This is a genomic window from Streptomyces sp. BRA346, assembly GCF_052851135.1.
The window spans coordinates 79,099-104,373 of sequence record NZ_JAIWIH010000036.1 but is presented as its reverse complement, the minus strand read 5'-3'; the positions used below and the strand labels follow the sequence as shown (position 1 = coordinate 104,373).

The following is a 25,275-nucleotide window of genomic DNA, read 5'->3' as shown; positions in this document are numbered from 1 at the left end:
CCCTGGCTCCGCACCCCGGCGCGCGCGACGATGAGCGGCGTGAACCACGCGCAGCTCGCCGCATTCCTGAAGTCCCGGCGCGACCGGATCCGCCCGGCCGACGTCGGGCTGACCGCCGGTCCGCGGCGCCGGGTGCCCGGTCTGCGGCGCGAGGAGGTCGCCCAACTGGCCGGGCTCTCCGCGGACTACTACACGGAGCTGGAACGCGGGCGTGGCGCCCAGCCCTCGACCCAGGTGCTGGCCGCCCTCGCCCGGGCGCTGCGGCTGAACGGCGACGCGCGCGACCACCTGTTCCACCTCGCCGACCGCCGCGTACCCCCCGCCGCCCACGGACCGGCCGCGCACGTCCAGCCCGCCCTGCTCGGGTTGCTGGACCGGCTCACCACCACCCCCGCGCAGGTCATCACCGACCTCCACGAAACCCTCGTCCAGAACCCGCTGGCCGCCGCGCTCCTCGGCCCGCCCCCGGCCGTACGCGGTCCCGAGGCGAGCTTCGTGCACCGCTGGTTCACCGACCCCGGCGCCCGCGCCCTCTACCCGGCCGAGGACCACCCCCACCACTCCCGGGCCTTCGTCGCCGACCTCCAGGCCGTCGCCGCCCGACGCGGCGGTGACACCACGGTGGAACGGATGGTGGCGGAACTACGCCACCGCAGCGAGGAGTTCGCCGCGCTCTGGGCCACCCACGACGTCGCCCTCCGGCGGACCGACCACAAACGCATCGTCCACCCCGCCCTGGGGATCATCGAACTGGACTGCCACACCCTGTTCAGCGAGGATGGCTGCCAACGCCTGCTGTGGTTCACCGCCCCGCCCGGCACCGAGGGCGCCTCCCAACTGGAACTCCTCTCCGTCATCGGCACCCAGGACATGAAACGCGAGCGAGCGCACTGACATATGGAGATCGCCGAACTCGTCTTGAAGTACATCGAGGCGCTGGTATGGCCCGCCGTGACGGTGGGCCTGGTCTGGGGCCTGCGCAACCACATTCGCGATGCGTTCGGGCGGATGACCCGCCTGGAAACTCCGGCGGGCGCGATCGAGTTCGAGACGCAGGCACGGCACGTGCTGAGCCAGGCGGAGGAAGTGGCCATGGCCGACCCACCGGGACCCTACACCCCGGGGGTGCCCGCGCAGGGTCCTCAGCCCTGGTCGCCGTACCCCGCCCCGGCTGGGGTGCCGACCCCGGAGCGTGTGGAAGAGGGGCTCGGCCCTTCCGCCTCCGAGGAAGCCCCGCCACCGGCACAGCCGCAGCCCTCGCCGACACAGCAGGGGTCACCTCCCGGGGGCCCGTGGGCTCCTCCTCCGTATGCGCAAACGGACGCGGTCGAGGCGGCACCCCTCTGGCGCGAACAGCTCCAGGAGGCCCGGGCGTTGGTCGACACATCGCCCGTCGGCGCCATCATCACGGCATGGAACGCGTTGCAGAGCGTGCCGAATGGCGTCCTGCCACCCCACACGGCCGGGCTCGTCGATCAGCTGCGCCTGCTGCGCGACAAGGCCATGCACCAACCCGAAACCGTCACGCCCGCCGCCGCCCGGGCCTATCTTCAAGCCGCCCAGATGATCGAAAAATCCAGGTGACTGCCGCCCGCGGGTCAGACCTGCATCTCGCCACCGTCGATGAACAGGTCGGCTCCGAGGATGAAGCTGCTCTGCTCGGAAGCGAGGAACGCCACCGCGTTGGCGACCTCTTCCGGGCGCCCGATCCGGCCGAGCGGGACACGCTCGGCGAACTGTGCCTTGATGGCGGCCGCGTCCTCTGACGTACCGGCCAGGCCGTCGACCGCGGGGGTGTCGATGGTGCCCGGGGAGACCGCGTTGACCCGGATGTTCCGGCCCTTGAGCTCGTTGGCCCAGGTCCGGGCGAAGGACCGGACCGCCGCCTTGGAAGCCGCGTACGCACCGAACGCCTCGACACCGTCACCGGCGCGCACCGAGGAGTTCAGGATCACCGACGCGCCGTCGTTGAGCAGCGGCAGCGCCTTCTGCACCGTGAACACGGTGCCCCGGACGTTGACGCCGAAGGTCTCGTCCATGTGCTCCTCGGTGATCTGCTCCAGCGTGGCGAACGACGCGGCGGCGGCGTTGGCGAACAGCACGTCCAGGCCCCGGCCCCGGGCGCGGACCGCGTCGTAGAGCCGGTCCAGGTCGGCCAGGTCGGAGATATCGCCCGCCACCGCGGTGGCCCTCGCCGAGCCGATGGTCTCCACCGCCGCGTCCAGCACGGTCTTGCGCCGTCCGGTGATGAACACGTGCGCACCCTCGTCCGCCAGCCGAACGGCGGTGGCCAAACCGATCCCGGTACCGCCGCCGGTGATGACGGCAGTCTTGCCCTCAAGCTGTCCCATGCGAATGACCTCCACGAATTTCCGTATCGATCGATACAGAACGAGACCGTAGCAGAGATCTGCACCGACCAGTACGGAAGAGGTAGGATCGATCACATGGAGACACGGGGCAGAGCGCCGATCGGCCGGCCGAGAGGGTTCGACGCCGACGAGGCGCTCGAACAGGCCATGCGGGTCTTCTGGGAACAGGGCTACGAAGGCGCCAGCCTCACCGACCTGACCAACGCCATGGGCATCACCCGCACCAGCATGTACGCGGCCTTCGGCAACAAGGAGGACCTGTTCCGCAAGGCCCTGGAGCGCTACACCGAAGGCCCCGCCTCGTACGGGGCCCGGGCCATGCGGGAGCCCACCGCCCGGCAGGTGGCCACCGCGTTCCTCAACGGCTCCGTCCGGGCCACGACCGGCCCCGGCCGTCCCGCCGGGTGCCTCGGCGTCCAGGGCTCCCTCGCCGCCGGCGGCCCCGGACGCAACGCCCGCGACGCCCTCACCGCCTGGCGCGAAGAGGCCATCTCCCTGCTCCACGGCCGGTTCCAGCAAGCCGTCGACGAGGGCGACCTGCCCCCCGACGCCGATCCCGAACTGCTCGCCCGCTACCTCATGACCGTCGCCAACGGCATCGCCGTCCAGGCCGCCGGCGGCACTCCCCGCGAGGACCTCCAGCAGGTGGCCGACATGGCCCTGCGGAACTGGCCGCCCGCCTAGTCGCAGACGATGTCCCGCGTCGGCCGCTCACCCGTCGCCAGGAAGTGGGAGGCCGTCCGGTCGCCGCAGGCGTTGCCGTTGGCGAGATAGGCGTCGTGGCCGGTGGAGTTCACGGTCACCATGACGGCGCGTCGGCCGAGGGCCTCGCGGAGTTCGAGGGCGCCGCTGAGGGGCGTGGCCACGTCACGCCGGTTCTGGACCATGAGGACGGTGGAGGGGCCACGGTCGGTGATCCGTACCGGGGGCTCCTTCGGCGTGTACGGCCAGGAGGCGCACACCGTCGCACCCCTCGGCATTCCCGCGGTCAGCGGGAAGGCGGCGCGGCTCTCGGCGACGCCCTTCTCGTACGCGGCCGCGGACCCGGCGGATGCGGATGCGGACGCCGAAGCGAGCCTGGCTCCGTGAGGTGATGTGCGCACCCTCTGCGCGGCCCAGCGGGCAGAGGGGCTGGAGCCGGGCGCGCAGGAGGCAGAACTCGTTGCCTTCCGGGTCGACCAGGACGTGCCAGTTCTCGGCGCCGGTCTGACCGACGTCGCCGGGCCTGGCGCCGAGCGCGAGCAGCCGCTCCAGCTCGGCGTCCTGGTCGCGGTCGGTGGCGTTGACGTCGATGTGCAGCCGGAGCCTTTCGGGCCGCGGGTCGCTGCTGGGGCTGAGGACGAGTGTGGGCTGCGGGCCGCCGAAGCCGACGCCGGGCGGTCCGATCCCGATGCCCCGTCGTGGACCTCGCTCCAGAACGCGGCGAGCCGTTCGGCGTCAGCGCAGTCGATGACCAGCTCACTGGTGCGGCATGCCATGCGCGTGAGCGTACGAAGACGGCCCGGGCCCGGGAAACGATTACTGCGGAGCCAGAAGCCTGCGCAGCCACACCAGCCGCGCCGCCCGCGCGTCCCGGGAGATGGCGGCGTGCGGGGCCATTCCGCTGAAACCGTGGAACGCGCCGGGCCAGACGTGCAGTTCGGCCCGTCCCCCGGCGCGCCAGATGCGGCTGGCGTAGTCGACGTCCTCGTCGCGGAACGTCTCCGCGGAGCCCACGTCGATGAACGCGGGCGGCAGCCCGGAGAGATCGGTGGCGCGGGCGGGCGCGGCGTACGGCGAGACCTCGTCCGTTCCGCGTGCGGCGCCGAGCAGCGCCGTCCACCCGGCCTCGTTGGAGGCCCTGTCCCACACCCCGACCCCGGTCATCTGGCGGGCGGACGGGGTGTCATTGCGGTCGTCCAGCATGGGGCACATCAGCAGCTGCCCGAACAGGGCGGGACCGCCCCGGTCGCGAGCCATCAGGGCGACGGCCGCCGCGAGCCCGCCGCCCGCGCTGCCACCGGCGAGGACGATGCGCTCCCGGTCGACGCCCAGCGCCTCGGCGTGCTCGGCGGTCCAGCTCAGACCGGCGTAGCAGTCCTCGACCGGCCCCGGATGCGGTGTCCCGGGCGCCAGGCGGTATTCGACGGACACCACGGCCAGCCCCAACTCCTCGGCGACGTCGAGCATGTCGGGCATGCCGGTCCGGTTGTCGCCGACCATCATGCCGCCGCCGTGGATGTGGTAGAGCACCGGTGTCGGGGTGGTCGCGCGGGCCGGGCGGCAGATCAGCAGCGACACCTCCGGCGCACCCGCCGGACCCGGAACGGACCGCTCCGCGACCCGGAAGACCCCGCCACGCTCCAGGTCGGCGTCGGTCACCGGTGCCATGTCGGGCACGTCCTCGGGCGGCGTCTCACCCGGGTCGACCCCGGAGCCGCCCGGCGGCAGCATCTGTGTGATGGCCGCGAGTGCCGCGGCGAGTTCCGGATCGAACGGCGGCGGTGGCCCGAGCGGTGTGGTCGCCGGGCCGGGGGATGTGTTCCGCATGGAGGGCTCCCGGGGTCGCAGAAGGAAGGTCCCCCGTCGTCGGCCGCTCACTGCCCGAAGATCAGCTGCCGCGCAGTGGAGTTTACCGGCTGCGTCCGCTGTCCGGACGTGCCCCGGACAGCCGCCCTGACCAGGCCGGACAGGTTCGCGTTGTTCCGGACGGCCCCGATCCGTTTTGCTCAGATCAACCTCGTGCGGGAGTTCGGGCAGCGCGCGTCCCGCCTCCAGGCCGGGCGGGCTGCCCGGCCGGCAGCATCACCCCGACGAGGAAGGCGCTCAGATACGACAAGAGGGGTTACATCTCCCACAGCCTCCAGTAGGAGTCTATTGCCGCATTCCTCCTACTTGAGGATGACGCCCGGTTCCTCACCCCCTGTGATGCTGAGACCTCGAACATCGGCACGGCATCGCAGTGCACGTTCGTCACACGGCCGACCCCCTCTACACGTGAGGACGGAGCGGCCGGCCAACGGGGGACCAAAAGGGGGAAATAGTACATTTCAGGATATGTCGACTGTCCATCGGCATCCCTATTCCTTTTCGGCTCCTTTCCTGTGACCTGACATCCGGGGCATGGATTCATCACGCTGCACCAACCGTGAAGAAATGCGAATACGCACTCGGCCATGCCACCTGCTCAATTCACGGAGGAACAGTTTTGCACCGAAGACCTACTCGTGCGTTAATCACTCTCACCTCATGTGGCACGCTGGCCGTAGCGGGCACGCTGGCCGGGTCAACACCCGCTTTCGCCACGTACTACAGCGGGGGCATGCCCAAGCGGTCGTTCAGCGTCAAGACCGTCGGCATCAATAACCAATGGGTCAAGTACTTCGACACCGGCCGCAAGAACTGGAACACCGCCGGCGTCAGCGCCAACATCAAGCGCAAGTCCAGCGCCAAGCCCAGCTTCACGGCCAACCGCTACAACGGAAGCTGGTACGGCCTGTACGAACCGTCCGGGTCACGGCCGAACCGGTCCTTCAAGATCAAGGTCAATGCCCGGACCATCGACCGGGACACCGGCTCCATATCGCAGTACGACAAATGGGTACGGAGCACCGTCACACACGAACTCGGACACGGGCTCAGTCTCGATGACAATCCGAACACACGCAAAGCGTCGCTGATGAAGCACAGCCGCAATCGCTCGAACGTGCAGAAACCGCAGCCCTATGACAAGTCCGAGGTGAAGAGGATCTACAGGTGACCGCGAGACGGAACATGCTCATCACCGGGACGGCGATGCTCGCCGCGTTCGCCGCCGTCGGCTGCTCCGCGGACGGCACCTCCACCAACGGGTCCAAGTCCGCGAGGACTTCGGACACCGTGGCTTACCACGCGGACTATCCCGAGTATTCCTCACTTGACGAGGTCATCAAGAAGTCCGACATCGTCGTCAAGGGAACGGTGCTTGGCAGCCGGGTGGAGAAAATGCTGCCCGACGCGCCCGCCGGTGGCGACCCCGCCACCAACCCGCAGGCAGGGCTGTCGCCCGCCGAAGCCAAGGAGGCCAAGGAGGCGGCGGAGGCGGACCCGGTCATCGTCACTGTCTCCAAGGTGAAGGTCTCCCAGACGCTCGCCGGGGATGTGGCCGTCGGGGACACCGTCGAGGTCAGCCAGCTCGGCGGCACCTACAAGGGCGTCACGTACAAGGAGAAGGGCACCATCATGCTCGCCAAGGGCGGGCAGCAGTACGTGCTGATGCTCGCCGATCACGGCGGCAAGCACCCGTACGACTTGGTCAACCCCGAGCAGGCGCTCTACACCGTCACGTCGGACGGCGCGGTCAAAGCCCTGTCGGGCGGAGGCTTCGACAAGGTCGGCAAGATCCATCAGCTGGCCGACAGGACGGCCAGGATCGCCAAGAACCGCACACCGTAAGCGCCGCGACCGTAAGCACACAAGCCGGTGCGCCACAGTTCGTCCGTGGCGCACCGGCGCCGCGTCACCCGTTCTGCGGTGCGAGCCGGAGCGCCTTGCGCACTCCCGCGCTCAGGGCCACGTCGTTGTCCTTCCCGGGGACCGCCGCACCGTCATCGACCGCGTACCAGCCCTGGGTGGTGTTCACCAGGACGTAGCGTCCGCCCTCGCCCCTTTCGAGCAGCAGGACGTACTCCTTCCCGGCGGTGAGCCCGGCGGTCTCGGGGCCGGAGCCGGGTGTCGTGTAGGCCACCTGGATCGAGTCGCCCGATGTCCGGCCCTTGGCGGTCGCCACCACCTTCGCCGTGGCCACCGTCGTCCTGACGTCCTCGACCGCCTCCTCGCCCGCGGCGCCGAGCCGCGCCCGTACGATCACGTTCGCCGCGCTTTCCAGCCTGGCCGTGCTGTCGAAGTAGGGCTCATCAGCCATGGCGCCACCTCCCGGGCCCTCACCCGGCGCAGCGGGGTCGCTCCTCGGCCCAGCCGAGTCGTCCTGGACGGCGAAAAGGGTGACACCGCCGATGGCAACGGCAGCCCCGCAGGCGACACCGGCCATCAGGAATCCCCGTCGGGACGACCGATGCGCGGCTGCTGCGGAAGGTGCGGTGCCGACCGGTCCGACCAACGCGGCCAGTTCGTCGGCGGCACGCGCCGACAGGCCCTCGTTCGCGGTGCCCGGGACCGGGTTAGCCTTCTTGATCAGAGACTTCACGCGCATCACACTCGCTCCTGAGGCAGATCGTAGACGTCACGGAACGCCTTGCGTGCTCGGTGCAGCCGGACCCATACCGCCGACGCCCTGCACCCGAGGACTTCACCCGCTTCTGCGGCGCTGAGCCCGTCCCAGTAGCTCAGAAGCAGCACCTCCCGGTGCGCGGACGGCAGCCGGTCGAGCGTGTCGAGCACGGCGTTGTCCTGACCCGACGCCGGAGCACGGCCCAACGCGTCGGCGACGGCGCGGTGCATCTCCGTCAGACGTGCCGTTGAGCGGTAGTGATTGCTCAGCAGGTTGCGCGCGGTGACGAACAGCCACCCTGTCCCCACGTCATCACCCGCGGACATGCGCTCCCACGCGGTACGGAAGACCTCTGCGGTCAGGTCTTCCGCCTCGGCCTGGTCGCCCGACCGCCGGTGCACATAGGCGCACACCCGCGGGTGGTCACGGACATACAAGGCCGTGAACCGCGCCGCGGCGCGGTCACGGTCGCTGCGGGTCTCCAAGGTCTCCACACCCCTTATATGTCGCGGACTCGGCGCATCCTTACCGATCGGCTCCAAAAGTCTTCACGTGCGCCCAGACCGTCTTGCCGGGGCCGCGGCGCTCCTGGACGCCCCAGCGGTCGGCCAGCGCCTCGACCAGGAGCAGGCCACGGCCCTGTTCGTCTACGGAGGTGGGGGCCTTCGGGGTGGGCTGGCGGTCGTGGGTGTCCGACACCTCGATCTCCAGGCAGCCGGTCTCGTGGTCGTACCGCAGGAGCAGGGCGAAGTCCCGGCCGGGGACGCGGCCGTGGAGGACCGCGTTGGCGGCCAGTTCGGCGACGACGAGCACGGCGGCGTCACTGGGGCCGAGACCCCAGGAGGCGAACTGGTTCGCGGCCAGCAGCCGGGCGAGCCGGGCCCCACGTCGGGTGGCGGAGAATCGCTGTGCGAACGTACGTACGGTGACGGGGACTTGGCCCTGTGGTGCGGTCATGGGCGGAAGCGTTGCGGTGAGGTCGGGGCTCCGGCCAGGTATGACACCCACCCAGTTTGCGCTGTACCAGTTGACTCGCTGGACCGGGGTAGTCACCGCGCGTGACGATGTACGTATGGGAGCAGACAACAGCGAACCCGAAGTCTCGGACAGCCTCAAGACCTTTGGCGCCGTTTTGAAGGCGCTGCGGGATGAAGGGGGCCTGACGCAGGAACAGTTCGCGCCGCGGGTGCGGTACTCGGTGACGTACGTCGCCAAGATCGAGCAGGGCAGGCGCTTCCCCCCGAAGGAACTCGTCCCGCGGACGGAGGAAGTCTTGGGCCCCTTGGCCGCGCGGGTTCTGGGCGCGGCGTATCGCACTCTGTTGCGGAAGGCAGGGCTCGCGTCGTGGTTCCGCCCGTGGGCGGGCATCGAAGAAGAGGCCGTATCGCTGTACACCTATGAGTGCCGGGCGATCCCCGGGCTGCTCCAGCCCGAGCCGTACATCAGGACCGCCTTCGAGCAGAGACTGCCACCGCTTTCCGAGGCGCAGATCGAGAAGCAGGTGGCCGCCCGCCTGGAACGCCAGCGCCTCTTGGCGGAGAGGCCGAACACCGCGTTCAGCTTCGTGATCGAACAGGCCCTGCTGGAGAGGAACATGGGCGGTTCCGATGTGACCCGGTGCCTCCTGGACCATCTGCTGGAGCAGATGGTCCGCCGGAACGTGGAGATCCAGGTGATGCCGCTACGTCGGGAGACCCACGCGGGTATCGACGGCCTCATGTATCTCGCGGAGACTCCTCAACATGAGTGGTTGGGATATTCCGAGGGCCAGCAGTCCAGCGTGCTCATCACCAACCCGAAGGACGTGAGCGCGATGCTCCAACGCTATGGCAAGCTGCGCTCGCAGGCGCTCGGTCACGAAGCCACGATGAGCCTGCTGAAGCAGATGCGAGGAGCCCTATGACGACCCCTGAACTCGAATGGTTCAAGAGCAGCTACAGCGGAAGCTCCGGCGACAACTGCGTCGAGGTCGCCGTACAGCCCAATGTCGTCCACGTTCGCGACTCCAAAGACACCCGACTCGGCCAGCTGACCGTCTCGCGCCGAGCATGGTCGGCCTTCACCGCCGAACTCGACTGGCACAAGAGCAGCTACAGCGGCGGAGGCGGCGGCAACTGCGTCGAGGTAGCCATACGCCCCGACGCCGTCCACATCCGCGACTCCAAGGACACCGACACCGGCCAGCTGGCCATCCCCCACCCGGCCTGGGCCGACTTCGTCGCGCAGCTCTGAGGAACGCCCCGCGCCGCTGCCGCTAAGCTGGCCGAAATCGGAGGTGGCGGTGGCGGCGCAGGCGCGTGGTGGGATGGCGGGCGACATCCAGGAGCGCATCAAACGGCTCATCATCGACCGACGCCTCCCCTCCGGGGCCCCGTTGCCCACCGAGACGGAGCTGATGGAGCTGCTCGGGGTCAGCCGTAACTCCGTGCGCGAGGCGCTGAAGGCGCTCCAAGCCATGGGCATCGTGGAGATCCGGCACGGCTTCGGCACGTACGTGGGGCCCATGTCGATGGCGCCCATGATCGAAGGGCTGATCTTCCGGACCGTCGCCGGTCACTACCGCGGCGAGGACAGCCTGCTCCAGCTGCTGGAGCTGCGGGAGGCCGTGGAGACGGGGCTGATCGCCCGGCTGGCGGGGCGGATACCCGCCGCGGACCTCCAGACGCTGGACGCGATCACGCGGCAGATGGAGGCGGAGGCGGCCGAAGGGGCCGTGCGCGCGGAGACCGATCGCGCCTTTCACGCCGCGCTGTACGGGAGCCTGGACAATACGCTGCTCAGCGAGGTGCTGGAGGCGTTCTGGGACGCGTTCCACCGGGTGCGTACGGACCTGGTCGACGTGCCGACCGACCCCCACGTCACCCTCGCCCAGCACCGCCACATCCTGGAAGCCGTACGCTCCGGCGACGCCCTACGTGCCGAAGAGGCGATTCGCGACCACTTCTGCAACATCCGCAACAGACTGCGCTCCCCGCATCACGAATAAGCCGTTTTCGCGACCGGCCGCAACGACTCCCCCTTGCGCACCTTTGTCCGAATAAGGGCGCGTTTCGCCTTGCGATCACGCGAGCGCGTCCGGGACCCTGAGCTGGGTGCATCACACACCAACATGCCCTGCAACAGGGGGTGTTGGGGTGTCCCGGGGGGATGCCGGGCGGGAGGGGTCCGGCACACTTTGCGCACAAGCAGAAGGCGGCCATTCCGTATTCGATTCCATTCGACGGATCCGGCCGCTCCACTATCGTGCCCGTACGGCCGTGGGGGGTCGTGCCGGCAAGGAGAACGTGACGACACGCAGCCAGCCCGCGTGCGGGGGGAATGAGCCATGACGTCGACGCCGACAGGCGCCCGGCAGCATTCGCATGACCAGCATTCGCATGACCAAGGTTCGTACGACTCGTCCACCACGACTCGCTTACGCATCCCGCGGCAACAGCGATCCCACCGGCGGCGGCCGCTGCCGAAGTACGACTACGAGCACTACAGCAGGCTCGCGGGACCGCTCACCCGGCCCGACCCTGACACCGCCTACCGCGTGCGCTATCGCAGCCTGCTGGCCGACGAGCCGCATCGCGTCCGCGCCGCGCTGCTGCTGGGGGCGGCGCCGCTGGTGTCGCTGGGACTCCTGGTATGGCTCATCCAACCCGCGCACTGGACCGATCGCACCGGCACGAGCCCGACGATGGCGGTCCTGGACGCCATCATGCTGGTCTCGATCGGGCTGATCGAGCTGTTCCGCACGATGAACGTCGCGTCCAACGCGCACGCGACGCTCGTGGCCCGCGATCCGGTGCCGGTCGTGCCCGAGACGGGGACGAAGGTCGCCTTCATCACCACGTTCGTGCCCGGCAAGGAGCCGATCGAGATGGTGACGAAGACGCTCCAGGCGGCGGTCAGGGTACGGCATCGGGGGGAGCTGGACGTCTGGCTGCTGGACGAGGGCGACGACCTCGAGGTGAAGGAAGTCTGCGCGCGCCTGGGCGTGCGCCACTTCAGCCGCAAGGGCGTCGAGAAGTGGAACCAGGCCAAGGGCCCGTACCGGGCGAAGACCAAGCACGGCAACTACAACGCCTGGCTGGACGCCCACGGGGACGCGTACGACTTCTTCGCGTCGGTCGACACCGATCACGTTCCGCTGCCGAACTATCTGGAGCGGATGCTCGGTTACTTCCGCGATCCGGACATCGCCTTCGTCGTCGGCCCACAGGTGTACGGGAATTACGACGCCGCGGTCACCAAGGCCGCCGAGAGCCAGCAGTTCCTGTTCCACGCGCTGATCCAGCGCGCCGGAAACGCGTACCGCGCGCCGATGTTCGTCGGCACCAACAACGCGGTGCGGATCCGCGCCATCAAGAGCATCGGCGGACTGTACGACTCGATCACCGAGGACATGGCCACCGGCTTCGAGCTGCACCGCCACCGCAACCCCGCCACCGGGCGGAAGTGGGGCTCGGTCTACACGCCGGACGTGCTGGCGGTGGGCGAGGGGCCGAACGCCTGGACGGACTTCTTCACCCAGCAGCTGCGCTGGTCGCGCGGCACGTACGAGACGATCCTCGGGCAATTCTGGAAGGCTCCCTTCTCGCTGCCCGCGGGGAAGCTCTTCAACTACACCCTGATGGTGATCTTCTATCCGATGTCGGCGCTGAACTGGATTCTCGCCGGGATCAGCTGCGCGCTGTTCCTCGGATTCGGGGCGTCCGGCATCCAGATCGATCCCGCCATCTGGATGATGCTGTACGGCAATGCCTCCGCGCTCCAGATCGGCCTCTACGTCTGGAACCGGCGGCACAACGTCTCCCCGCATGAGCCGGAAGGGTCGGGGGGCGTGGCCGGAATGGTGATGTCCGCGATGTCCGCCCCGATTTACGCGCGTTCCCTGATGGATGCCGTACTGCGCCGGAAGAGCCGCTTCGTCGTCACCCCCAAGGGCGACTCATCGAGCCCCGACACCCTCTTCGGGACGTTCCGGATCCATCTTTTCTTCCTGGTGGTCTTCGGCGGGTCGCTCGCCTCTTCCTTCTACTTCGGCCACAGTCATCCAGCGATGACCGTTTGGGCATCACTCGCCCTGGCTATTACAGCCGCTCCGATCATCGCCTGGCGGTGGACCGTCCGCCAGGAGAAACGGACAACGCAGCCCGCCCTTGGGGGACGATAAGACGTGAAGTACCGACCGAGTCGCCGCACCCGCCGCTTCGGAATCGGTGCGGCGGCCGTGACCGTGCTGGCCGGGATGAACGGCCCGGCGCTCTACCGATTCAGCTCCGAGCAGTATCACGATTACAAGATCAACCAACCGGAGTACAAGGCCGAGAACGGCCACTGGGACGTCGTCAACGTTCCGAAGGAATATCGGATCAATACGATCCACGCCGCCCTGCTGCACACCGGAAAGGTGCTCCTGGTCGCCGGTTCCGGCAACAACGCCAAGAACTTCGACGCCAAGTCCTTCCGCACCGTCCTGTGGGACCCGGAGAAGAACACCTACCGGAACATCCCCACGCCCCAGGACCTCTTCTGCTCCGGGCACACCCAGCTGCCGGACGGAAAGCTGCTGGTGGCGGGCGGCACACAGCGGTACGAGAAGCTCAAGGGCGACGTCGAGAAGGCGGGCGGGCTGATGTTCGTCCACAACGAGGACCCGGACAAGCCGAAGACCCTCCCGGCCGGGACGCGCTTCACGGGCAAGGAGAACGGCAAGACGTTCGAGTCCAAGGACCCGGTCCTCGTCCCGCGCGCGAAGAAGAAGACGAACGCCAAGACCGGAAAGGTCACCGTCACCGCCAGCACGGCGCGCGTCTATGTCGAGGCGCGCCGGAAGGGCGAGAAGTACCAGACCGGGACCGAGGACAATTACCGGATCTCCGGGCTGAAGGGCAAGGACCGGCGGAACTTCTACGGCATCGCGCAGAAGCTGTCGTTCGACAAGAAGGACTTCCAGGGCATCAAGCAGGCCTACGAATTCGACCCGGAGTCGGAGCGGTACATCACCGTCGACCCGATGAACGAGGCCCGCTGGTATCCGACCCTGACGACCTTGCAGGACGGCAGGGTGCTGTCCGTGTCCGGGCTCGATGAAATCGGCCAGGTCGTGCCGGGCAAGAACGAGATCTACAACCCGAAGACGAAGAAGTGGAAGTACCTGCCGAAGAAGCGCTTCTTCCCCACCTACCCCGCGCTCTTCCTCACCGAGAAGGGCCGCATCTTCTACACCGGGTCGAATGCCGGATACGGGCCGGACGACAAGGGCCGCACCCCGGGGATCTGGGATCTGAAGAGCAACAAGTTCCAGGTGGTGCCGGGCATCAGCGACCCGAAGCTGCTGGAGACGTCGATGTCGGTCATGCTGCCGCCGGCGCAGGACCAGCGCTTCATGGTGCTGGGCGGCGGCGGGGTCGGCGAGTCCACCCGGTCCACCGCCGGGACCCGGATCGTCGACCTGAAGGACGATCAGCCGCGGTTCAAGGACGGACCGGATCTGTACGAGAAGGTGCGCTACCCGAGCAGCGTCATCCTCCCGGACGACACGGTCCTGACCACCAACGGCTCCGGCGACTACCGCGGGCGCAGCGACACCAATGTCCTGAAGGCCGAACTGTACGACCCGAAGACCAACCGCACGCGCGCGGTCGCCGACCCGCTGGTCGGCCGCAACTACCACTCGGGCGCGCTGCTCCTGCCGGACGGACGGGTCATGACCTTCGGCTCCGACTCGCTCTTCAAGGACAAGGCCAACACCGAGCCGGGCGAGTTCCAACAGCAGATCGACCTCTACCGGCCGCCGTATCTGTACCGGGACTCCCGGCCGAAGCTCGCCGCGGAGGGCGGCCCGAAGACGGTCAAGCTGGGCGCGACGGCCACGTACAAGACCGCGCACGCCTCGGCGATCAAAAAGATGCGGCTGATCCGGCCCAGCTCCTTCACCCATGTGACCAACGTCGAGCAGCGGTCGATCGCACTCGACTTCAAGCGGACGAAGGACGGCATCACGGTGCGCCTGCCGAAGGACTCCTCACTGGTGCCGCCGGGCTACTACATGCTCAACGCGGTCGACGACCAGGGGACGCCCTCGAAGGCGGTGTGGGTGAAGGTGCCCGCCGCGTCCACGGGCGGGGCGGGCACCTCCGGCTGAGCGTGGGGGCCTATTCGGTGCCTATTCGGCGTTCCGGGCGAGGTCGAGTGCGTAGCGGGGCCACCACTGGCCCGCCTTGGGGCCGCCCTTGCAGGGGCCGTCCGACTCGCCCGGGCGCTTGATCCACAGGTAGGCGTCGACCTTCCGGTCGTCGGTGTCGACCGTCGGCGGCTCACCCAGGGCCCGGCCCTTCGGGTTGCACCAGGCCTCCGGGTCGTCCTTGCCCGGGACCGGGCCGTTGCCGTTGCGGCTGGTGTCGATCACGAAGGGCTTGCCGCCGACCATCGCGGACAGCTTCCTGCCGTACGCCTTGTTCTCCGCGGTGGTCTGGTAGTTGGAGATGTTCAGCGCGAAGCCGTCCGCCTTGGCGATCCCGGCGCGCTTCAGCGGCCCGGCCATCGCCCGCGGGTCCTTGATCCAGTGCGGGTTGCCGGCGTCCAGGTAGACCTTGGTGCGGGGCAGGCCCTTGAGCTTGTCGACGGCGCCGGTGAGCAGGTCGTACCGCTCCTCGTGGAACTTCTTCGGCGTACAGCCGTCCGCCACGTGGGGCAGCGCGTCGGGCTCCAGGATCACCGTGGCGGGGCGGTCGCCGATGCCGCGGACGGCCTTGTCGAGCCACGCCCGGTAGGCGGCGCCGTCCGCCGCGCCGCCCTTGGAGTACTGGCCGCAGTCGCGGTGCGGGATGTTGTAGAAGACCAATAACGCGTCGCGGTCCGCGTGCGCGGCGGCCTCGGTGAAGCCGCGCGCCTGCCCCTCCGGGTTGTCCACCCCCAGCCACTCCGCGACCGGCTGCTCGGCGATCTTCTGTATCAACTGGGCGTCGTCGTCGGCGCCCTTCTTGCGGTACGCGGCGACCTGCTTGGCGGCGCTGCCGTCGGGGTTGACCCAGTACGGGACGGTGGCCTTGGGGCGCTGCTTCTGGCGGGCGGGCGGGGCGGCGCGGTCGGATTTATTGGGGCTCTCGGAGGCGCCGAAGCACCCGGTGAGGGTCACGAGCGACAGCAGCGCTCCGGCGGCCGCCACGCCGTTGCGCCTGAGATTCCGCTTACGGTCGTGGTGACGGGCAACGGTGTGCCGACGGCCGGTGTAACTGCCGTACATCCACTCCCCCTTGGGTGCACGCTCCGGGGGAGGACAGTGAGCCCCCGGGTGGGACAAGCCGGTCGAATCCATCCTTGCACAGGGCCGCTGCCGCCCGGGCCCGCATCCTCAACCTGAGGCGGGTTTTCGCCCGTCCGGCGCGATTCGCACGGCGTTCCGCCAACGGTCTACCGGCGGAAGCGGCGCCGCAGGCCCCGGCGGAGGCGGCCGCGGCGCGGACCGCGGGCCGCCGGGCGCGGCGAGCCGAGGTCGCGGCCCGCCGGATGCCAGGGGTGGTCGGGGGACTCGATCGGTGCTTTACGTTCCGCTTGTGCCCTGACCTCCAGGTGGGACTGATACCCCGACACCTGCCACGCCTGGTCATGCGCCGCCACGGCCGCGCGGATCGCCGACCCCGCGACGCCCCGGCGGCGGGCCACGACGGCCAGCCAGGCGAAGAAGCCCATGACGGCGGCCAGCGCACCGACGAAGATCAGATACGGCAGGAACCCACCCATGAGCGGAGAACGGGCGGGCGTCAGCGGGCGTTCCCGGGGGTGGTGCGGGGCTCGGGGCGCGGCGTGCCCGCCTGCGTGTCCGTCAGGTACGCGGACACCACCACGTTCGCCGAGTACGTCCGCGTCTTCCGGTCGAACCGCCCGCCGCACGTGATCAGCCGCAGCTCCGCCCGGCCGCCGGTGCGCGCCCCGTACACCCGGCGGGCGTCGAAGTGCTCGGCCGTCACCATCGTCACGTCCTCCACCGTGAACTCCGCCGTCGATCCGTCCGACCGGGCGACCCGGAGCGTCTCGCCGCGCCGGAGGTCGCTCAGCCGGTAGAAGACCGCGGGCTTGGACCGGGTGTCGACGTGGCCGACCAGCACCGCCGCACCCGCCGTGCCCGGTTCGGGTCCGCCCCGGTACCAGGCGACGGCGTCCGCGCGGCGGAAGGGCGGCGGCTTCACGGCCCCCTTGCGGTCCAGGCCGGAGGCGATGACCGGGGCGTGGACCCCGGCCGCCGCGATGTCGACGCGTTCCGGCCGCGCGGCCGGAAGGGGGGCGTGCGCCTCGGGCAGCGGATGGGCCGGGGGACGGCCGACCGCGGCCGCGTCCCCCGTCATCGGCGCCGGGGCGCCCGTACCGTCGGTGATGTCCCGGCCCCACAGCCACAGCCCGAGCAGCAGCGCCACCCAGGCCAGGCCCATGGCAAGCCGTCCGGCTCCGGGGAAGCGCGATTCAGACATCGCCACCCTCCCGCTGCCGCTGGCGGCGCCGCCGTACCGCGAGCCCCGCGACGGCCACCGCCGTACCGCCGGACAGCACCAGGCTGTACGCCTCCGCGCCGCCGACGCCGCCCCGTGGCCACCGGCCCTCGGGCTCGGCGGGCCGTGGCGCACCGCCGCCGCCCGCGTGCACGGGCGCGACCGGCGAGGGCGGGCGTTCCACGGCGACGGACACCTTCCCGGTGCCCCCCGGCGCCGCGCCGCCGCCGCAGTCCACGGAGACCCGATGCGCGCCCTTGGTCGCCGTCGAGCGGATCGTCGCCTCGCTGAACAGCCCGTCGCCGTCGGGGGTCAGCTCCGCGTCGCTGACGAACACCGGCGACGTGGCCGTCGCCACCGTGCCCTCGCAGCCGAAGGCCCGTACCTCCACCTCGGCGCCGGGCGCGATGGCCAGCGGGCTGACCCGGATGGTGGCGGTTCCGTCGTGGCGCTGATCGGCGAGAGCGGGCCCCGAGGCGATGAGACAGAGGGCTGCCGTACAGAGTGTGAGGGTGGCGATGCGCATCGTGAACCTCCCACCACGAGGCTCACGCGCCCTGCCCGGGCCCGCATCCGCTGCGGACCCGGCCCTGCTCCATATGGGTGCTCGGGCGAGGCGTCCCAGAGTGCTCAGACGATGCGTTCCACCAGGTCCGCGATCGAGTCGACGACGGTGGACGGCCGGTACGGGAAGCGGTCGACCTGGTCGGACTGGGTCACCCCGGTGAGCACGAGGAACGTTTCCATGCCCGCCTCCAGACCGGCCCGGACGTCCGTGTCCATCCGGTCGCCGATCATCGCGCTGCTCTCGGAGTGCGCGCCGATCGCGTTCAGCCCGGCGCGCATCATCAGCGGGTTCGGCTTGCCGACGAAGTACGGCTCCTGGCCCGTCGCCTTGGTGATCAGCGCCGCGACCGAGCCCGTGGCGGGCAGCGCGCCCTCGGCCGAGGGGCCGGTCTCGTCCGGGTTGGTGGCGATGAACCGGGCGCCGTCGTTGATCAGGCGGATCGCCTTGGTGAGCGCCTCGAAGCTGTACGTACGGGTCTCGCCGAGCACGACGTAATCCGGCTCGACGTCGGTCAGGACGTACCCGATGTCGTGCAGGGCGGTCGTCAGCCCCGCCTCGCCGATGACGTACGCGGTGCCGCCGGGGCGCTGCTCGTCCAGGAACTGGCCGGTGGCCAGCGCCGACGTCCAGATGTTCTCGACCGGCACGTCGAGGCCGATGCGGGACAGCCGGGCGTGCAGGTCACGGGGGGTGTAGATGGAATTGTTGGTGAGCACGAGGAACGGCCTGCCGGACTCGCGCAGCCGCTTGATGAAGGCGTCGGCCCCGGGCACCGGTATGCCCTCGTGCATCAGCACCCCGTCCATGTCGGTGAGCCATGACTCGATCGGCTTGCGCTCTGCCACTGGTTGCTCTCCGCTCGGCTTGACCGTCTGGGCGACGTCCACAGCCTAACCGGGGCCTCCGGAGCCTCAGCGCGACAGACCCGCACAGCTGTCCGATCCTGAGGGGAGGGGGAACGCGAGCCGAGCCGACGGCAACGGTAAGGAGACCGCCATGGGCATCATGGACAAGCTGAAGGACGCGATCGCCAAGAACCCGGACAAGAGCCGACAGGGCGCACGCAAGGGGGCGGACGTCGCCGACAAGAAGACCGGCGGCAAGCACTCGGAGCAGATCCAGCGCGGCTCGGACAAGGTCGACGAGGAGCTCCGCCGCCGGGGCGAGGGGCCCCGGGGCGGTGAGCGGTAGCGTCCTCAGCGCCTCGCGCGCCGGGACTTCACGACGAGGGCGGCCCCGCCTGCCACGAGTCCGACACTGATCACACCGAGCCCGGCGAGCCGGACGTTCTGTCCGGTGGCGGCCAGCTCGGGTCTCCAGTGCTCGGGGCGGCGGGAGTCGTCCTCGTCGCTTTTGTCGCCTTGCTCGTCCTGCTCGCGCCCGTCCTCGTGCCCGCCGGTGCCGTCTTCGTCGGTGCCGCCGGGGTCGGTGCCGGTGCCGGGGTCGGTGCCGGGCGGGGTTTCGGTGCCGGTTTCGTATCCGGGGTCGGTGCCTGTTTCGGTGCCCGTTTCGGTGCCGGGGTCGGTTTCGGTGTCGCTACCGGTCTCGGTCTCGATGCCGGTGTCCACGTCGGTGTCGGTGCCCGTGTCCGCGCTGGTGTCGGTGCCGGGGTCCGCCTCCGTATCCGTCGCGTCCGTGCCCGCCTCGTCCGTGCCGGTGCCCGGATCCGTCTCGACGCCCAGGTCTTCGTCCGTGCCGGAATCCGCCTGACTCTCGGTGCCCTGGTCCGTCTCGCTCTCGAGGCTCGGCGGCGGCGCGACGGGGCTCCGCTCCGGACGGCGGGTCGGGCTCGGCGTGGGGGTCGGCTCGGCGCTCGGCTCAGGGTCCGGCTCCAGCTCGGCCTTGGGCTCGGGTTCCAGCTCCGCGCTGGGCTCCGGCTCGACACTGGGCTCGGGCTTGGCCGCCCTGAGCTCGGGCTCGGCGCTGGGCACGGGCTCCGCGCTGGGCACGGGGTCCGCGCTGGGCTCCGGCGCATGGTCCGCCCCCGACGTGGCGTCCGCGCCGGGTACCGCCGCCGCGTCGATCCGGAACGCGTAGTCGTTCGACTGCCCGACCCAGTCCCCGTCGTCCGCGCGCCGCTGGACGGCGATGGCGTTGGCCGTGACCGGGCCCAGGGGCGCGTCGGTGGTGAAGCGGGAGCGTATACGTACGTCGACCGTCTTCCCGGCCTCCACGGTGAACCCCTTGAAGTCCTTCTCGAACACCCCGATGTTCTCGTCCTCATCGGTCGTCTGGAAGGAAACGGGCCGCCAGGTGCCGCCGTCCGCGGACGGATCCAGGAACTCGAACTGGATCTGGCGCGGCCGCAGCGCATGGCCCTGGTCGACGAGGACCGCGACGGGGTGGACGGCCCGGCAGCCGGTGTCCGTGGTGTTGCGCAGTTCCAGGTGCCACTGCTGCCACCCCGCGCCCCGCGCGTAGTGGTCCGGCCCGCCGCGCAGCCGGGTCTCCAGGGGGAAGTCGGCGGCGGTCTCGTCCCCGCAGGTCGGAGCGGGTTCGGCCGCGGCGACGGGCCCCCCGATCCCGTACAGGGCCGGGGCGAGGGCGAGCGCGGCGGCGGGCAGCGCGGTACGAAGGGACAGGGCCGTACGGAGGGACTGGGCGGCGCGGAGGGACAGGGCGGTGGGCAGGCGCATGGGTGACCTCTGCTGGCAGCGGCGTATCCCCGAGCACTCCGCCACATTCCGCGTCCGCACGCCGACACACCGCGGGAGCCGCCGATTGACCCCGACCGGCCGTCAACAAACCCTCGATCAGCCCAATGCGAAGAGCGGGGCGAGCACCAGCTGCGCCGCTCCCCCGACCACCGCCCGGGCCCCGCCGCGTACGACGTCGACCGGGACCGTGGGGCGGCTGGTGCGGGCGGCGTCCTCGGCGAGCACGGCGGCCACGCCGCGTACATAAGACTCAGGGGCGGCCAGCACGACCCGGCCGCCGAGCAGCACCCGGTCGATGTCGAGGAGCCGTACGAGGTTGGCGGCACCGACGCCGAGCAGCCAGGCCGCGCGCTCCTGTGCGCCCCGGGCCACGGCGGCCAGGCACAGCGCTTCGAGACAGCCGTAGTTGCCGCAGCCGCAGCGCGGCCCGTCGAGCTGGACCACCTGGTGCCCGAACTCCCCCGCGTCCGTCCGCGCGCCCCGGTACACGCCGCCGCCGAGCACGAGCCCGGCGCCGAGGCCGGTGCCCAGGTGCAGATACGCGAACGAGTCAGTGGCCGGTGCCGCGAGGCCCAGGGCGGCGGCGTTGGTGTCCTTGTCGAGGACGACGGGCAGGCCGAGCCGCCGGGCGAGCGCGTCGCGCAGCGGGAGCCCGTCCCACTGCGGGAAGCCCGTGACCCGGTGCAGGACGCCGGAACCGTGGTCGAGCGGGCCGGGCGCGGCGACCCCCACCCCGAGCAGCCCCTCCGCGGCGGTCGCGGCGATCAACGCCTCGACCTCCGACGCCGCCGCCGTCAGCGCCCGCTCCGCCGGGGCACCGAAGTCGAAGCGCGCCGTACGGAACGCCACCGGGGTGCCCGCGAGGTCGACCAGGACCGCCGTCAGCTCGTCGCGGTCCAGGTGCAGGCCGATCGCGTGGCGGGCGTCCGGGACCAGGCGGAGCACGGTGCGCGGCTTGCCGCCGGTCGAGGCGCGGCGACCCGCCTCGGCCGCCAGGCCCTCGGCCCGCAGCCGGGCCGTGATCTTGCTGACGGCCTGCGGGGTGAGGCCCGTACGGTCGGCCAGCTCCAGCCTGCTGACGCCGTCCTCGCCCGCGTCGCGCAGCAGGCGCAGGACGAGGGCGGCGTTGTGGCTGCGCAGGGCGGACAGATTGGCTCCGGGCCCGGCCGCCCCCGACATCGTGCTGTTCACATCCCCATTGTGGTCATCGCTTGCGCTTTAGCAACACTGTTGTCAAAGTGGCGGCATGGATGCCAATAGCAGGGATGACAGCAACAGGGACACCGGAGCGCTCCGGGCAGGGCTGATCGGCTACGGCCTCGCGGGCTCCGTCTTCCACGCCCCCCTGATCGCCGCCGCCGACGGCCTCGCCCTCGACACCGTCGTCACCGCCAGCCCCGAGCGGCAGCAGCAGGCCCGCGACGAGCACCCCGGCGTGCGCATCGCCGCATCCGCCGACGAGCTGTGGGCGCGCGCCGGTGAGCTGGACCTGATCGTCATCGCCTCCCCCAACCGCACCCACGTCCCGCTCGCGCGCGCCGCGCTCGAAGCCGGGCTGCCGGTCGTCGTGGACAAGCCGCTGGCCGCGACCGCCGCCGAGGCCGAGGAGCTGGCCGCGCTCGCCGAGGCCCGCGGGCTGCTGCTGAGCGCCTTCCAGAACCGCCGCTGGGACAACGACTTCCTGACCCTGCGCAAGCTGCTCGCCGACGGCGCGCTCGGCGACGTACTGCGCTTCGAGTCGCGCTTCGAGCGGTGGCGGCCGCAGCTCAAGGGCGGCTGGCGGGAGTCCGGCGACCCGGCCGAGATCGGCGGGCTGCTGTACGACCTGGGCAGCCACCTGGTCGACCAGGCGCTCACCCTCTTCGGCCCGGCCGTCTCCGTCTACGCCGAGGTCGACGTGCACCGCGCCGGGGCGGAGGCCGACGACGACACGTTCATCGCCATCCACCACGCGAACGGCGTCCGCTCACAGCTGTGGATGAGCGCGATCACCGCCCAGCTCGGCCCGCGCTTCCGGGTACTGGGCAGCGAGGCGGGCTACGTCAAGTACGGCCTCGACCCGCAGGAAGCGGCCCTCCGCGAGGGCCTGCGCCCCACCGAATCCGGGGCGTGGGGCGCCGAGCCCGAGGCCGCGTGGGGGCGGCTGGGCGCGGGCGAGTCGCCGCTGACCGGCGGCGGGCGGCCCGTTCCCACCGTCCGGGGCGACTACCCCGCGTACTACGCCGCGATCGCCACCGCGCTGCGCGACGGCACCCCGCCCCCGGTCACCGCGGCCGAGGCGGCGTCGGCGCTGCGGGTGCTGGAGGCGGCCCGGGTGTCGGCGACGGAGGGCCGTACGGTCCACCTCGGAGGCGCCGCATGAGCACCCCTGCGTCCGATCTCGCGGACCTCGTCGCCCGCCTGGAGGAGCAGGAGCGCCGACTGCGCCTCCCGTCCCTCGGCAACGACGACGCCTGGCGCCTCGGCTGCCTGATCGCCGAACTGGCCGAGGAGCGCGGCGCGGCCGTCACCATCGGCGTACGCCGCAACGGCCAGCGCCTCTTCCACCGCGCCCTGCCCGGCACCACGGCCGACAACGACGCCTGGCTGGAGCGCAAGCGCCGGGTCGTCGACCGGTACGCCGCCTCCTCCTATCTCGTCGGCACCCGCTTCCGGGCGAAGGGCACGACCTTCGAGGAGTCCTCCCGGCTCGACCCCGACCGCTACGCCGCGCACGGCGGCGCCTTCCCGCTCCATGTGACGGGCACGGGCGTCATCGGCACGGTCGCCGTCTCCGGGCTGCCGCAGGCGGAGGACCACGCGCTGGTGGTGGATGCCCTGGAACGGTTCCTCGACCAGCCCTGACCTGCGACATCGCTTCGCCGGGCGCCAAAGCTTTCCGCGCCTACGGTGACGTGCATGGCGACGAAAACCGGTACCCCGGACCTACCGGCCACCCGCGGCCCCGCGCGCGTCCTGTCGTGCGCGCTGGTCGCGGTGTGCACGGGCTACTTCATGGTCATCCTGGACAGCACGATCGTGAACGTCGCCCTGCCCGCCCTGCGGACCGATCTGCGGGCGGGCGTCAACGGCCTCCAGTGGGTGGTGGACGGCTATCTGCTGGTGCTGGCCGCCGGGCTGCTGTCCGGCGGGGCGCTCGCCGACCGCTTCGGCGCCCGGCGGGTGTTCCAGGCGGGACTCGGGGTGTTCGTGGTGGCGTCGCTCGGCTGCGGGCTGGCCCCCGACGTACTGGTGCTGGTGCTCGCGCGGGTGGCGCAGGGGGCCGGGGCGGCGCTGTCGGTACCGGCCTCGCTGGCGCTGCTGCGGGCCGCGTACGACGACCGGACGACGCGCGCCCGCGCGATCGGGGTGTGGGGCGGCATCGCCGGGGTGGCCGCGGCGGGCGGCCCGCTGCTCGGCGGCGTCCTGGTCGCCGCGGTCGGCTGGCGGTGGGTGTTCTTCGTCAACGTGCCCATCGGGCTGGCCGCGATCGCGCTGACCGCACGGTACGTTCCGGCGCCGCGCGCGCAGACCGGCAAGGGGCTGGACCCGGCCGGACAGCTCACCGGCGCAGTGGCGCTGACCGCGCCGGCCCTCGCCATGATCGAGGGCGGCCGCACCGGGGGGAACGCGCTGGTGGCGGGCAGTGCCCTGGTGTTCGTCCTGGCGGGCGCCGGGTTCCTCGCCGTCGAACGGACGGTGCGCACGCCGATGCTGCCGCTCGGGCTGTTCCGCGACGCCACCTTCTCCGGCGGCACGGCGGTCGGCCTGCTGATCAACCTCGGCTTCTACGGCGAACTGTTCGTCATCAACCTCTACTTCCAGCAGACCCTGCACTACTCCACGCTGCTCGCCGGGCTCGCCCTGTTGCCGCAGATGGGCGTGGTGGCGGCCGGTTCATGGCTGTCCGGGCGCTTCACCGCGCGGGTCGGCAGCCCGCGGCCCACGCTGCTCGTCGGCCTGGTCACGGGCGGGGCGGGGCTGCTCGCGCTCACCGGGCTCACCGCGGCGGTCGCGCACGTTCCGTATCCGCTGCTGGTGCTCCCGCTGATGGCCACCGGCTTCGGGATGTCGTTCACCATGCCCGCCGTGACGACGGCCGTCACCGACGGCGTGCCCGGCGAACGGGCCGGGCTCGCCTCCGGCGTGATCAACGCGTCCCGCCAGACCGGCGGCGTCATCGGCGTCGCCCTCCTCGGCGCGCTGGCCGGTCAGGGCGCTGTGGCCGGGCTGCGGACGGCGCTGGCCGTCGCGGGGCTGGCCTTCCTCGCCGGGGCTCTGATAACCCTGCGCACCGTCGACCGCGCCGTGCCATGATCCAGCGGTGCCCGCAGCGACGATACGTCCCCGAACCGACCAGGACCTGGCCGCCTGTGTCACCGCGCTCGCGACCGTCCAGCGCGCCGACCGCTACCCGGTCCACTGGCCCGACGACCCCGAGGGCTGGTTGACGCCGGACGGGATGCTCGGCGCCTGGGTCGCGGCCGAAGGCCCCGCCGTACTCGGCCATGTGATGCTCACCCACACCGACCCCGCCCTCGCGGACGCCATCGGCGCCCCGGCCGAGGAGCTCGCCGCGGTCGCCCGGCTGTTCGTCACCACCACGGCCCGCCGCCGCGGCCTGGCCGCCGAACTGCTCGGGCACGCGGCGCGGGCGGCGGTGGCGGACGGGCTGCGGCCCGTCCTGGAGGTCGACTCGGGCGCCACCGCGGCCATCGGGCTGTACGAGCGCGCCGGGTGGCGCTTCGTCAGGGCCACGACCGCCGACTGGCACACCGCGGACGGACGACTCGCCGTGGTCCACGCGTACAGCGGACCCGCTGGTCATTGAACACTTCCGGCCGCCGGGCCGTACGGATAACGGCGGCCCTCGACGCCCGAGTCTGGTCCGCCGTGTCACCACCGGGCCACGCACGGAAGGACCTTCGGGATGCGCCAGCAGCCGGACAAGGACAACGCCGACAAGGCTGCCCCGGAGGAGGGCGAAACCCCGGAAGACCGCCCGCCGGAGCGGGAGCCGGGGGCCGACGCCGAG

General features: G+C 71.0%; 27 protein-coding genes and 2 pseudogenes. 15 read left to right on the top strand and 14 right to left on the bottom strand.

Translation table 11 applies throughout. The features are described 5' to 3' along the window. Window positions 1-30 precede the first annotated feature (30 nt). Together LCH29_RS34025 and LCH29_RS34020 are read left to right on the top strand one after the other, a co-directional pair. Window positions 31-894, top strand: a complete 864-nt coding sequence (locus LCH29_RS34025) for an MmyB family transcriptional regulator (RefSeq protein ID WP_446465541.1) — start codon at window positions 31-33, stop codon at window positions 892-894. A gap of 3 nt (window positions 895-897) precedes the next feature. Beyond that, window positions 898-1,584 carry a hypothetical protein gene (locus LCH29_RS34020; RefSeq protein ID WP_446465540.1) on the top strand — a complete coding sequence of 229 codons (687 nt, stop codon included), beginning with the start codon at window positions 898-900 and terminating at the stop codon, window positions 1,582-1,584. A gap of 14 nt (window positions 1,585-1,598) precedes the next feature. Here the strand turns inward: LCH29_RS34020 and LCH29_RS34015 are convergent, their stop codons facing one another. Continuing rightward, window positions 1,599-2,351 (bottom strand): SDR family oxidoreductase, encoded by a 753-nt coding sequence (locus LCH29_RS34015; protein ID WP_446465539.1) that lies wholly within the window; start codon window positions 2,349-2,351, stop codon window positions 1,599-1,601. Between the two features lie 96 nt (window positions 2,352-2,447). Between LCH29_RS34015 and LCH29_RS34010 the strand changes: the two genes are divergently transcribed. Next, complete coding sequence (locus tag LCH29_RS34010) at window positions 2,448-3,056, top strand: TetR/AcrR family transcriptional regulator (protein ID WP_446465538.1); 609 nt, start codon at window positions 2,448-2,450, stop codon at window positions 3,054-3,056. Here the strand turns inward: LCH29_RS34010 and LCH29_RS34005 are convergent. From LCH29_RS34005 to LCH29_RS33995, 3 genes and pseudogenes are all read right to left on the bottom strand, one after another. After that, window positions 3,053-3,412, bottom strand: a pseudogene (locus LCH29_RS34005) (alpha/beta hydrolase); the annotation flags it as partial. The gene LCH29_RS34010 and the pseudogene LCH29_RS34005 overlap by 4 nt on opposite strands. Window positions 3,413-3,497: 85 nt before the next feature. After that, window positions 3,498-3,850, bottom strand: a pseudogene (locus tag LCH29_RS34000) (VOC family protein); the annotation flags it as partial. A gap of 40 nt (window positions 3,851-3,890) precedes the next feature. Next, a complete protein-coding gene (locus LCH29_RS33995) occupies window positions 3,891-4,901 on the bottom strand; it encodes an alpha/beta hydrolase (RefSeq protein ID WP_446465537.1) in 1,011 nt (336 codons plus the stop codon). A gap of 772 nt (window positions 4,902-5,673) precedes the next feature. On the opposite strand from LCH29_RS33995, the gene LCH29_RS33990 reads away from it, so the two are divergent. Together LCH29_RS33990 and LCH29_RS33985 are read left to right on the top strand one after the other, a co-directional pair. Beyond that, on the top strand, window positions 5,674-6,111 hold the full coding sequence (locus LCH29_RS33990; RefSeq protein WP_446465536.1) for a hypothetical protein: 438 nt from the start codon (window positions 5,674-5,676) through the stop codon (window positions 6,109-6,111). Next, a complete protein-coding gene (locus tag LCH29_RS33985) occupies window positions 6,108-6,785 on the top strand; it encodes a hypothetical protein (RefSeq protein ID WP_446465535.1) in 678 nt (225 codons plus the stop codon). Before LCH29_RS33990 ends, LCH29_RS33985 begins: the two co-directional genes overlap by 4 nt. Window positions 6,786-6,849: 64 nt before the next feature. Here LCH29_RS33985 and LCH29_RS33980 read toward each other — a convergent pair whose 3' ends face one another. The 3 genes from LCH29_RS33980 to LCH29_RS33970 form a co-directional block, all read right to left on the bottom strand. After that, window positions 6,850-7,254, bottom strand: a complete 405-nt coding sequence (locus LCH29_RS33980; RefSeq protein WP_446465534.1) for a hypothetical protein — start codon at window positions 7,252-7,254, stop codon at window positions 6,850-6,852. Window positions 7,255-7,541: 287 nt separating this feature from the next. Next, window positions 7,542-8,054, bottom strand: coding sequence for an RNA polymerase sigma factor (locus tag LCH29_RS33975; protein ID WP_446465533.1), 513 nt, complete (start codon window positions 8,052-8,054; stop codon window positions 7,542-7,544). 31 nt (window positions 8,055-8,085) lie between these two features. Continuing rightward, complete coding sequence (locus tag LCH29_RS33970; protein ID WP_446465532.1) at window positions 8,086-8,517, bottom strand: ATP-binding protein; 432 nt, start codon at window positions 8,515-8,517, stop codon at window positions 8,086-8,088. A 115-nt stretch (window positions 8,518-8,632) separates the two neighbouring features. Here LCH29_RS33970 and LCH29_RS33965 point away from each other — a divergent pair, with 115 nt between their 5' ends. From LCH29_RS33965 to LCH29_RS33945, 5 genes are all read left to right on the top strand, one after another. After that, window positions 8,633-9,463: a helix-turn-helix domain-containing protein gene (locus tag LCH29_RS33965; RefSeq protein WP_446465531.1), complete on the top strand. Its 831-nt coding sequence runs from the start codon at window positions 8,633-8,635 to the stop codon at window positions 9,461-9,463. Continuing rightward, window positions 9,460-9,792, top strand: coding sequence for a DUF397 domain-containing protein (locus LCH29_RS33960; protein ID WP_446465530.1), 333 nt, complete (start codon window positions 9,460-9,462; stop codon window positions 9,790-9,792). The genes LCH29_RS33965 and LCH29_RS33960 overlap by 4 nt, the downstream gene beginning before the upstream one ends. A 73-nt stretch (window positions 9,793-9,865) precedes the next feature. Further along, a complete protein-coding gene (locus LCH29_RS33955; protein ID WP_446465579.1) occupies window positions 9,866-10,546 on the top strand; it encodes a FadR/GntR family transcriptional regulator in 681 nt (226 codons plus the stop codon). Between the two features lie 339 nt (window positions 10,547-10,885). After that, window positions 10,886-12,721, top strand: coding sequence for a glycosyltransferase family 2 protein (locus tag LCH29_RS33950; RefSeq protein ID WP_446465529.1), 1,836 nt, complete (start codon window positions 10,886-10,888; stop codon window positions 12,719-12,721). Between the two features lie 3 nt (window positions 12,722-12,724). Beyond that, window positions 12,725-14,695: a galactose oxidase-like domain-containing protein gene (locus LCH29_RS33945; RefSeq protein ID WP_446465528.1), complete on the top strand. Its 1,971-nt coding sequence runs from the start codon at window positions 12,725-12,727 to the stop codon at window positions 14,693-14,695. Between the two features lie 21 nt (window positions 14,696-14,716). On the opposite strand, the gene LCH29_RS33940 is transcribed toward LCH29_RS33945, so the two are convergent. The 5 genes from LCH29_RS33940 to LCH29_RS33920 form a co-directional block, all read right to left on the bottom strand. Beyond that, window positions 14,717-15,796: a glycoside hydrolase family 6 protein gene (locus LCH29_RS33940; protein WP_446465527.1), complete on the bottom strand. Its 1,080-nt coding sequence runs from the start codon at window positions 15,794-15,796 to the stop codon at window positions 14,717-14,719. A 167-nt stretch (window positions 15,797-15,963) separates the two neighbouring features. After that, on the bottom strand, window positions 15,964-16,293 hold the full coding sequence (locus LCH29_RS33935) for a hypothetical protein (RefSeq protein WP_446465526.1): 330 nt from the start codon (window positions 16,291-16,293) through the stop codon (window positions 15,964-15,966). A 20-nt stretch (window positions 16,294-16,313) separates the two neighbouring features. After that, window positions 16,314-17,018 carry a class F sortase gene (locus LCH29_RS33930; RefSeq protein WP_446465525.1) on the bottom strand — a complete coding sequence of 235 codons (705 nt, stop codon included), beginning with the start codon at window positions 17,016-17,018 and terminating at the stop codon, window positions 16,314-16,316. Further along, window positions 17,011-17,562, bottom strand: coding sequence for a hypothetical protein (locus tag LCH29_RS33925; protein ID WP_446465524.1), 552 nt, complete (start codon window positions 17,560-17,562; stop codon window positions 17,011-17,013). The genes LCH29_RS33930 and LCH29_RS33925 overlap by 8 nt, the downstream gene beginning before the upstream one ends. Window positions 17,563-17,666: 104 nt before the next feature. After that, the gene (locus LCH29_RS33920; RefSeq protein WP_446465523.1) at window positions 17,667-18,449 is read right to left on the bottom strand and encodes an HAD-IIA family hydrolase; all 783 of its coding nucleotides are present in this window, start codon (window positions 18,447-18,449) and stop codon (window positions 17,667-17,669) included. Window positions 18,450-18,600: 151 nt separating this feature from the next. Here LCH29_RS33920 and LCH29_RS33915 point away from each other — a divergent pair, with 151 nt between their 5' ends. Next, window positions 18,601-18,795, top strand: coding sequence for an antitoxin (locus LCH29_RS33915; protein WP_446465522.1), 195 nt, complete (start codon window positions 18,601-18,603; stop codon window positions 18,793-18,795). Window positions 18,796-18,800: 5 nt separating this feature from the next. Here LCH29_RS33915 and LCH29_RS33910 read toward each other — a convergent pair whose 3' ends face one another. Next, window positions 18,801-20,240: a hypothetical protein gene (locus tag LCH29_RS33910; RefSeq protein WP_446465521.1), complete on the bottom strand. Its 1,440-nt coding sequence runs from the start codon at window positions 20,238-20,240 to the stop codon at window positions 18,801-18,803. Window positions 20,241-20,357: 117 nt separating this feature from the next. Further along, complete coding sequence (locus LCH29_RS33905; protein ID WP_446465578.1) at window positions 20,358-21,440, bottom strand: ROK family transcriptional regulator; 1,083 nt, start codon at window positions 21,438-21,440, stop codon at window positions 20,358-20,360. Between the two features lie 67 nt (window positions 21,441-21,507). Here LCH29_RS33905 and LCH29_RS33900 point away from each other — a divergent pair, with 67 nt between their 5' ends. The 4 genes from LCH29_RS33900 to LCH29_RS33885 are packed head-to-tail and all read left to right on the top strand — an operon-like array spanning window position 21,508 to window position 25,071. Next, the gene (locus LCH29_RS33900) at window positions 21,508-22,623 is read left to right on the top strand and encodes a Gfo/Idh/MocA family oxidoreductase (RefSeq protein ID WP_446465520.1); all 1,116 of its coding nucleotides are present in this window, start codon (window positions 21,508-21,510) and stop codon (window positions 22,621-22,623) included. Continuing rightward, entirely contained in the window at window positions 22,620-23,105 is a 486-nt protein-coding gene (locus tag LCH29_RS33895) for a heme-degrading domain-containing protein (RefSeq protein WP_446465519.1), read from the top strand. The genes LCH29_RS33900 and LCH29_RS33895 overlap by 4 nt, the downstream gene beginning before the upstream one ends. A 54-nt stretch (window positions 23,106-23,159) precedes the next feature. Beyond that, a complete protein-coding gene (locus tag LCH29_RS33890) occupies window positions 23,160-24,557 on the top strand; it encodes an MFS transporter (protein ID WP_446465518.1) in 1,398 nt (465 codons plus the stop codon). Between the two features lie 7 nt (window positions 24,558-24,564). Further along, entirely contained in the window at window positions 24,565-25,071 is a 507-nt protein-coding gene (locus LCH29_RS33885; RefSeq protein WP_446465517.1) for a GNAT family N-acetyltransferase, read from the top strand. The last annotated feature ends 204 nt before the right edge of the window (window positions 25,072-25,275 follow it).

Bases quoted from the DNA above. Each gene is read 5' to 3' on its own strand.
- LCH29_RS34025 (WP_446465541.1), top strand. From the start codon at position 31: ATGAGCGGCGTGAACCACGCGCAGCTCGCCGCATTCCTGAAGTCCCGG.
- LCH29_RS34020 (WP_446465540.1), top strand. From the start codon at position 898: ATGGAGATCGCCGAACTCGTCTTGAAGTACATCGAGGCGCTGGTATGG.
- LCH29_RS34015 (WP_446465539.1), bottom strand. From the start codon at position 2,351: ATGGGACAGCTTGAGGGCAAGACTGCCGTCATCACCGGCGGCGGTACC.
- LCH29_RS34010 (WP_446465538.1), top strand. From the start codon at position 2,448: ATGGAGACACGGGGCAGAGCGCCGATCGGCCGGCCGAGAGGGTTCGAC.
- LCH29_RS33995 (WP_446465537.1), bottom strand. From the start codon at position 4,901: ATGCGGAACACATCCCCCGGCCCGGCGACCACACCGCTCGGGCCACCG.
- LCH29_RS33990 (WP_446465536.1), top strand. From the start codon at position 5,674: ATGCCCAAGCGGTCGTTCAGCGTCAAGACCGTCGGCATCAATAACCAA.
- LCH29_RS33980 (WP_446465534.1), bottom strand. From the start codon at position 7,254: ATGGCTGATGAGCCCTACTTCGACAGCACGGCCAGGCTGGAAAGCGCG.
- LCH29_RS33970 (WP_446465532.1), bottom strand. From the start codon at position 8,517: ATGACCGCACCACAGGGCCAAGTCCCCGTCACCGTACGTACGTTCGCA.
- LCH29_RS33965 (WP_446465531.1), top strand. From the start codon at position 8,633: ATGGGAGCAGACAACAGCGAACCCGAAGTCTCGGACAGCCTCAAGACC.
- LCH29_RS33960 (WP_446465530.1), top strand. From the start codon at position 9,460: ATGACGACCCCTGAACTCGAATGGTTCAAGAGCAGCTACAGCGGAAGC.
- LCH29_RS33955 (WP_446465579.1), top strand. From the start codon at position 9,866: ATGGCGGGCGACATCCAGGAGCGCATCAAACGGCTCATCATCGACCGA.
- LCH29_RS33950 (WP_446465529.1), top strand. From the start codon at position 10,886: ATGACGTCGACGCCGACAGGCGCCCGGCAGCATTCGCATGACCAGCAT.
- LCH29_RS33940 (WP_446465527.1), bottom strand. From the start codon at position 15,796: ATGTACGGCAGTTACACCGGCCGTCGGCACACCGTTGCCCGTCACCAC.
- LCH29_RS33935 (WP_446465526.1), bottom strand. From the start codon at position 16,293: ATGGGTGGGTTCCTGCCGTATCTGATCTTCGTCGGTGCGCTGGCCGCC.
- LCH29_RS33930 (WP_446465525.1), bottom strand. From the start codon at position 17,018: ATGTCTGAATCGCGCTTCCCCGGAGCCGGACGGCTTGCCATGGGCCTG.
- LCH29_RS33925 (WP_446465524.1), bottom strand. From the start codon at position 17,562: ATGCGCATCGCCACCCTCACACTCTGTACGGCAGCCCTCTGTCTCATC.
- LCH29_RS33915 (WP_446465522.1), top strand. From the start codon at position 18,601: ATGGGCATCATGGACAAGCTGAAGGACGCGATCGCCAAGAACCCGGAC.
- LCH29_RS33910 (WP_446465521.1), bottom strand. From the start codon at position 20,240: ATGCGCCTGCCCACCGCCCTGTCCCTCCGCGCCGCCCAGTCCCTCCGT.
- LCH29_RS33905 (WP_446465578.1), bottom strand. From the start codon at position 21,440: ATGTCGGGGGCGGCCGGGCCCGGAGCCAATCTGTCCGCCCTGCGCAGC.
- LCH29_RS33900 (WP_446465520.1), top strand. From the start codon at position 21,508: ATGGATGCCAATAGCAGGGATGACAGCAACAGGGACACCGGAGCGCTC.
- LCH29_RS33895 (WP_446465519.1), top strand. From the start codon at position 22,620: ATGAGCACCCCTGCGTCCGATCTCGCGGACCTCGTCGCCCGCCTGGAG.
- LCH29_RS33890 (WP_446465518.1), top strand. From the start codon at position 23,160: ATGGCGACGAAAACCGGTACCCCGGACCTACCGGCCACCCGCGGCCCC.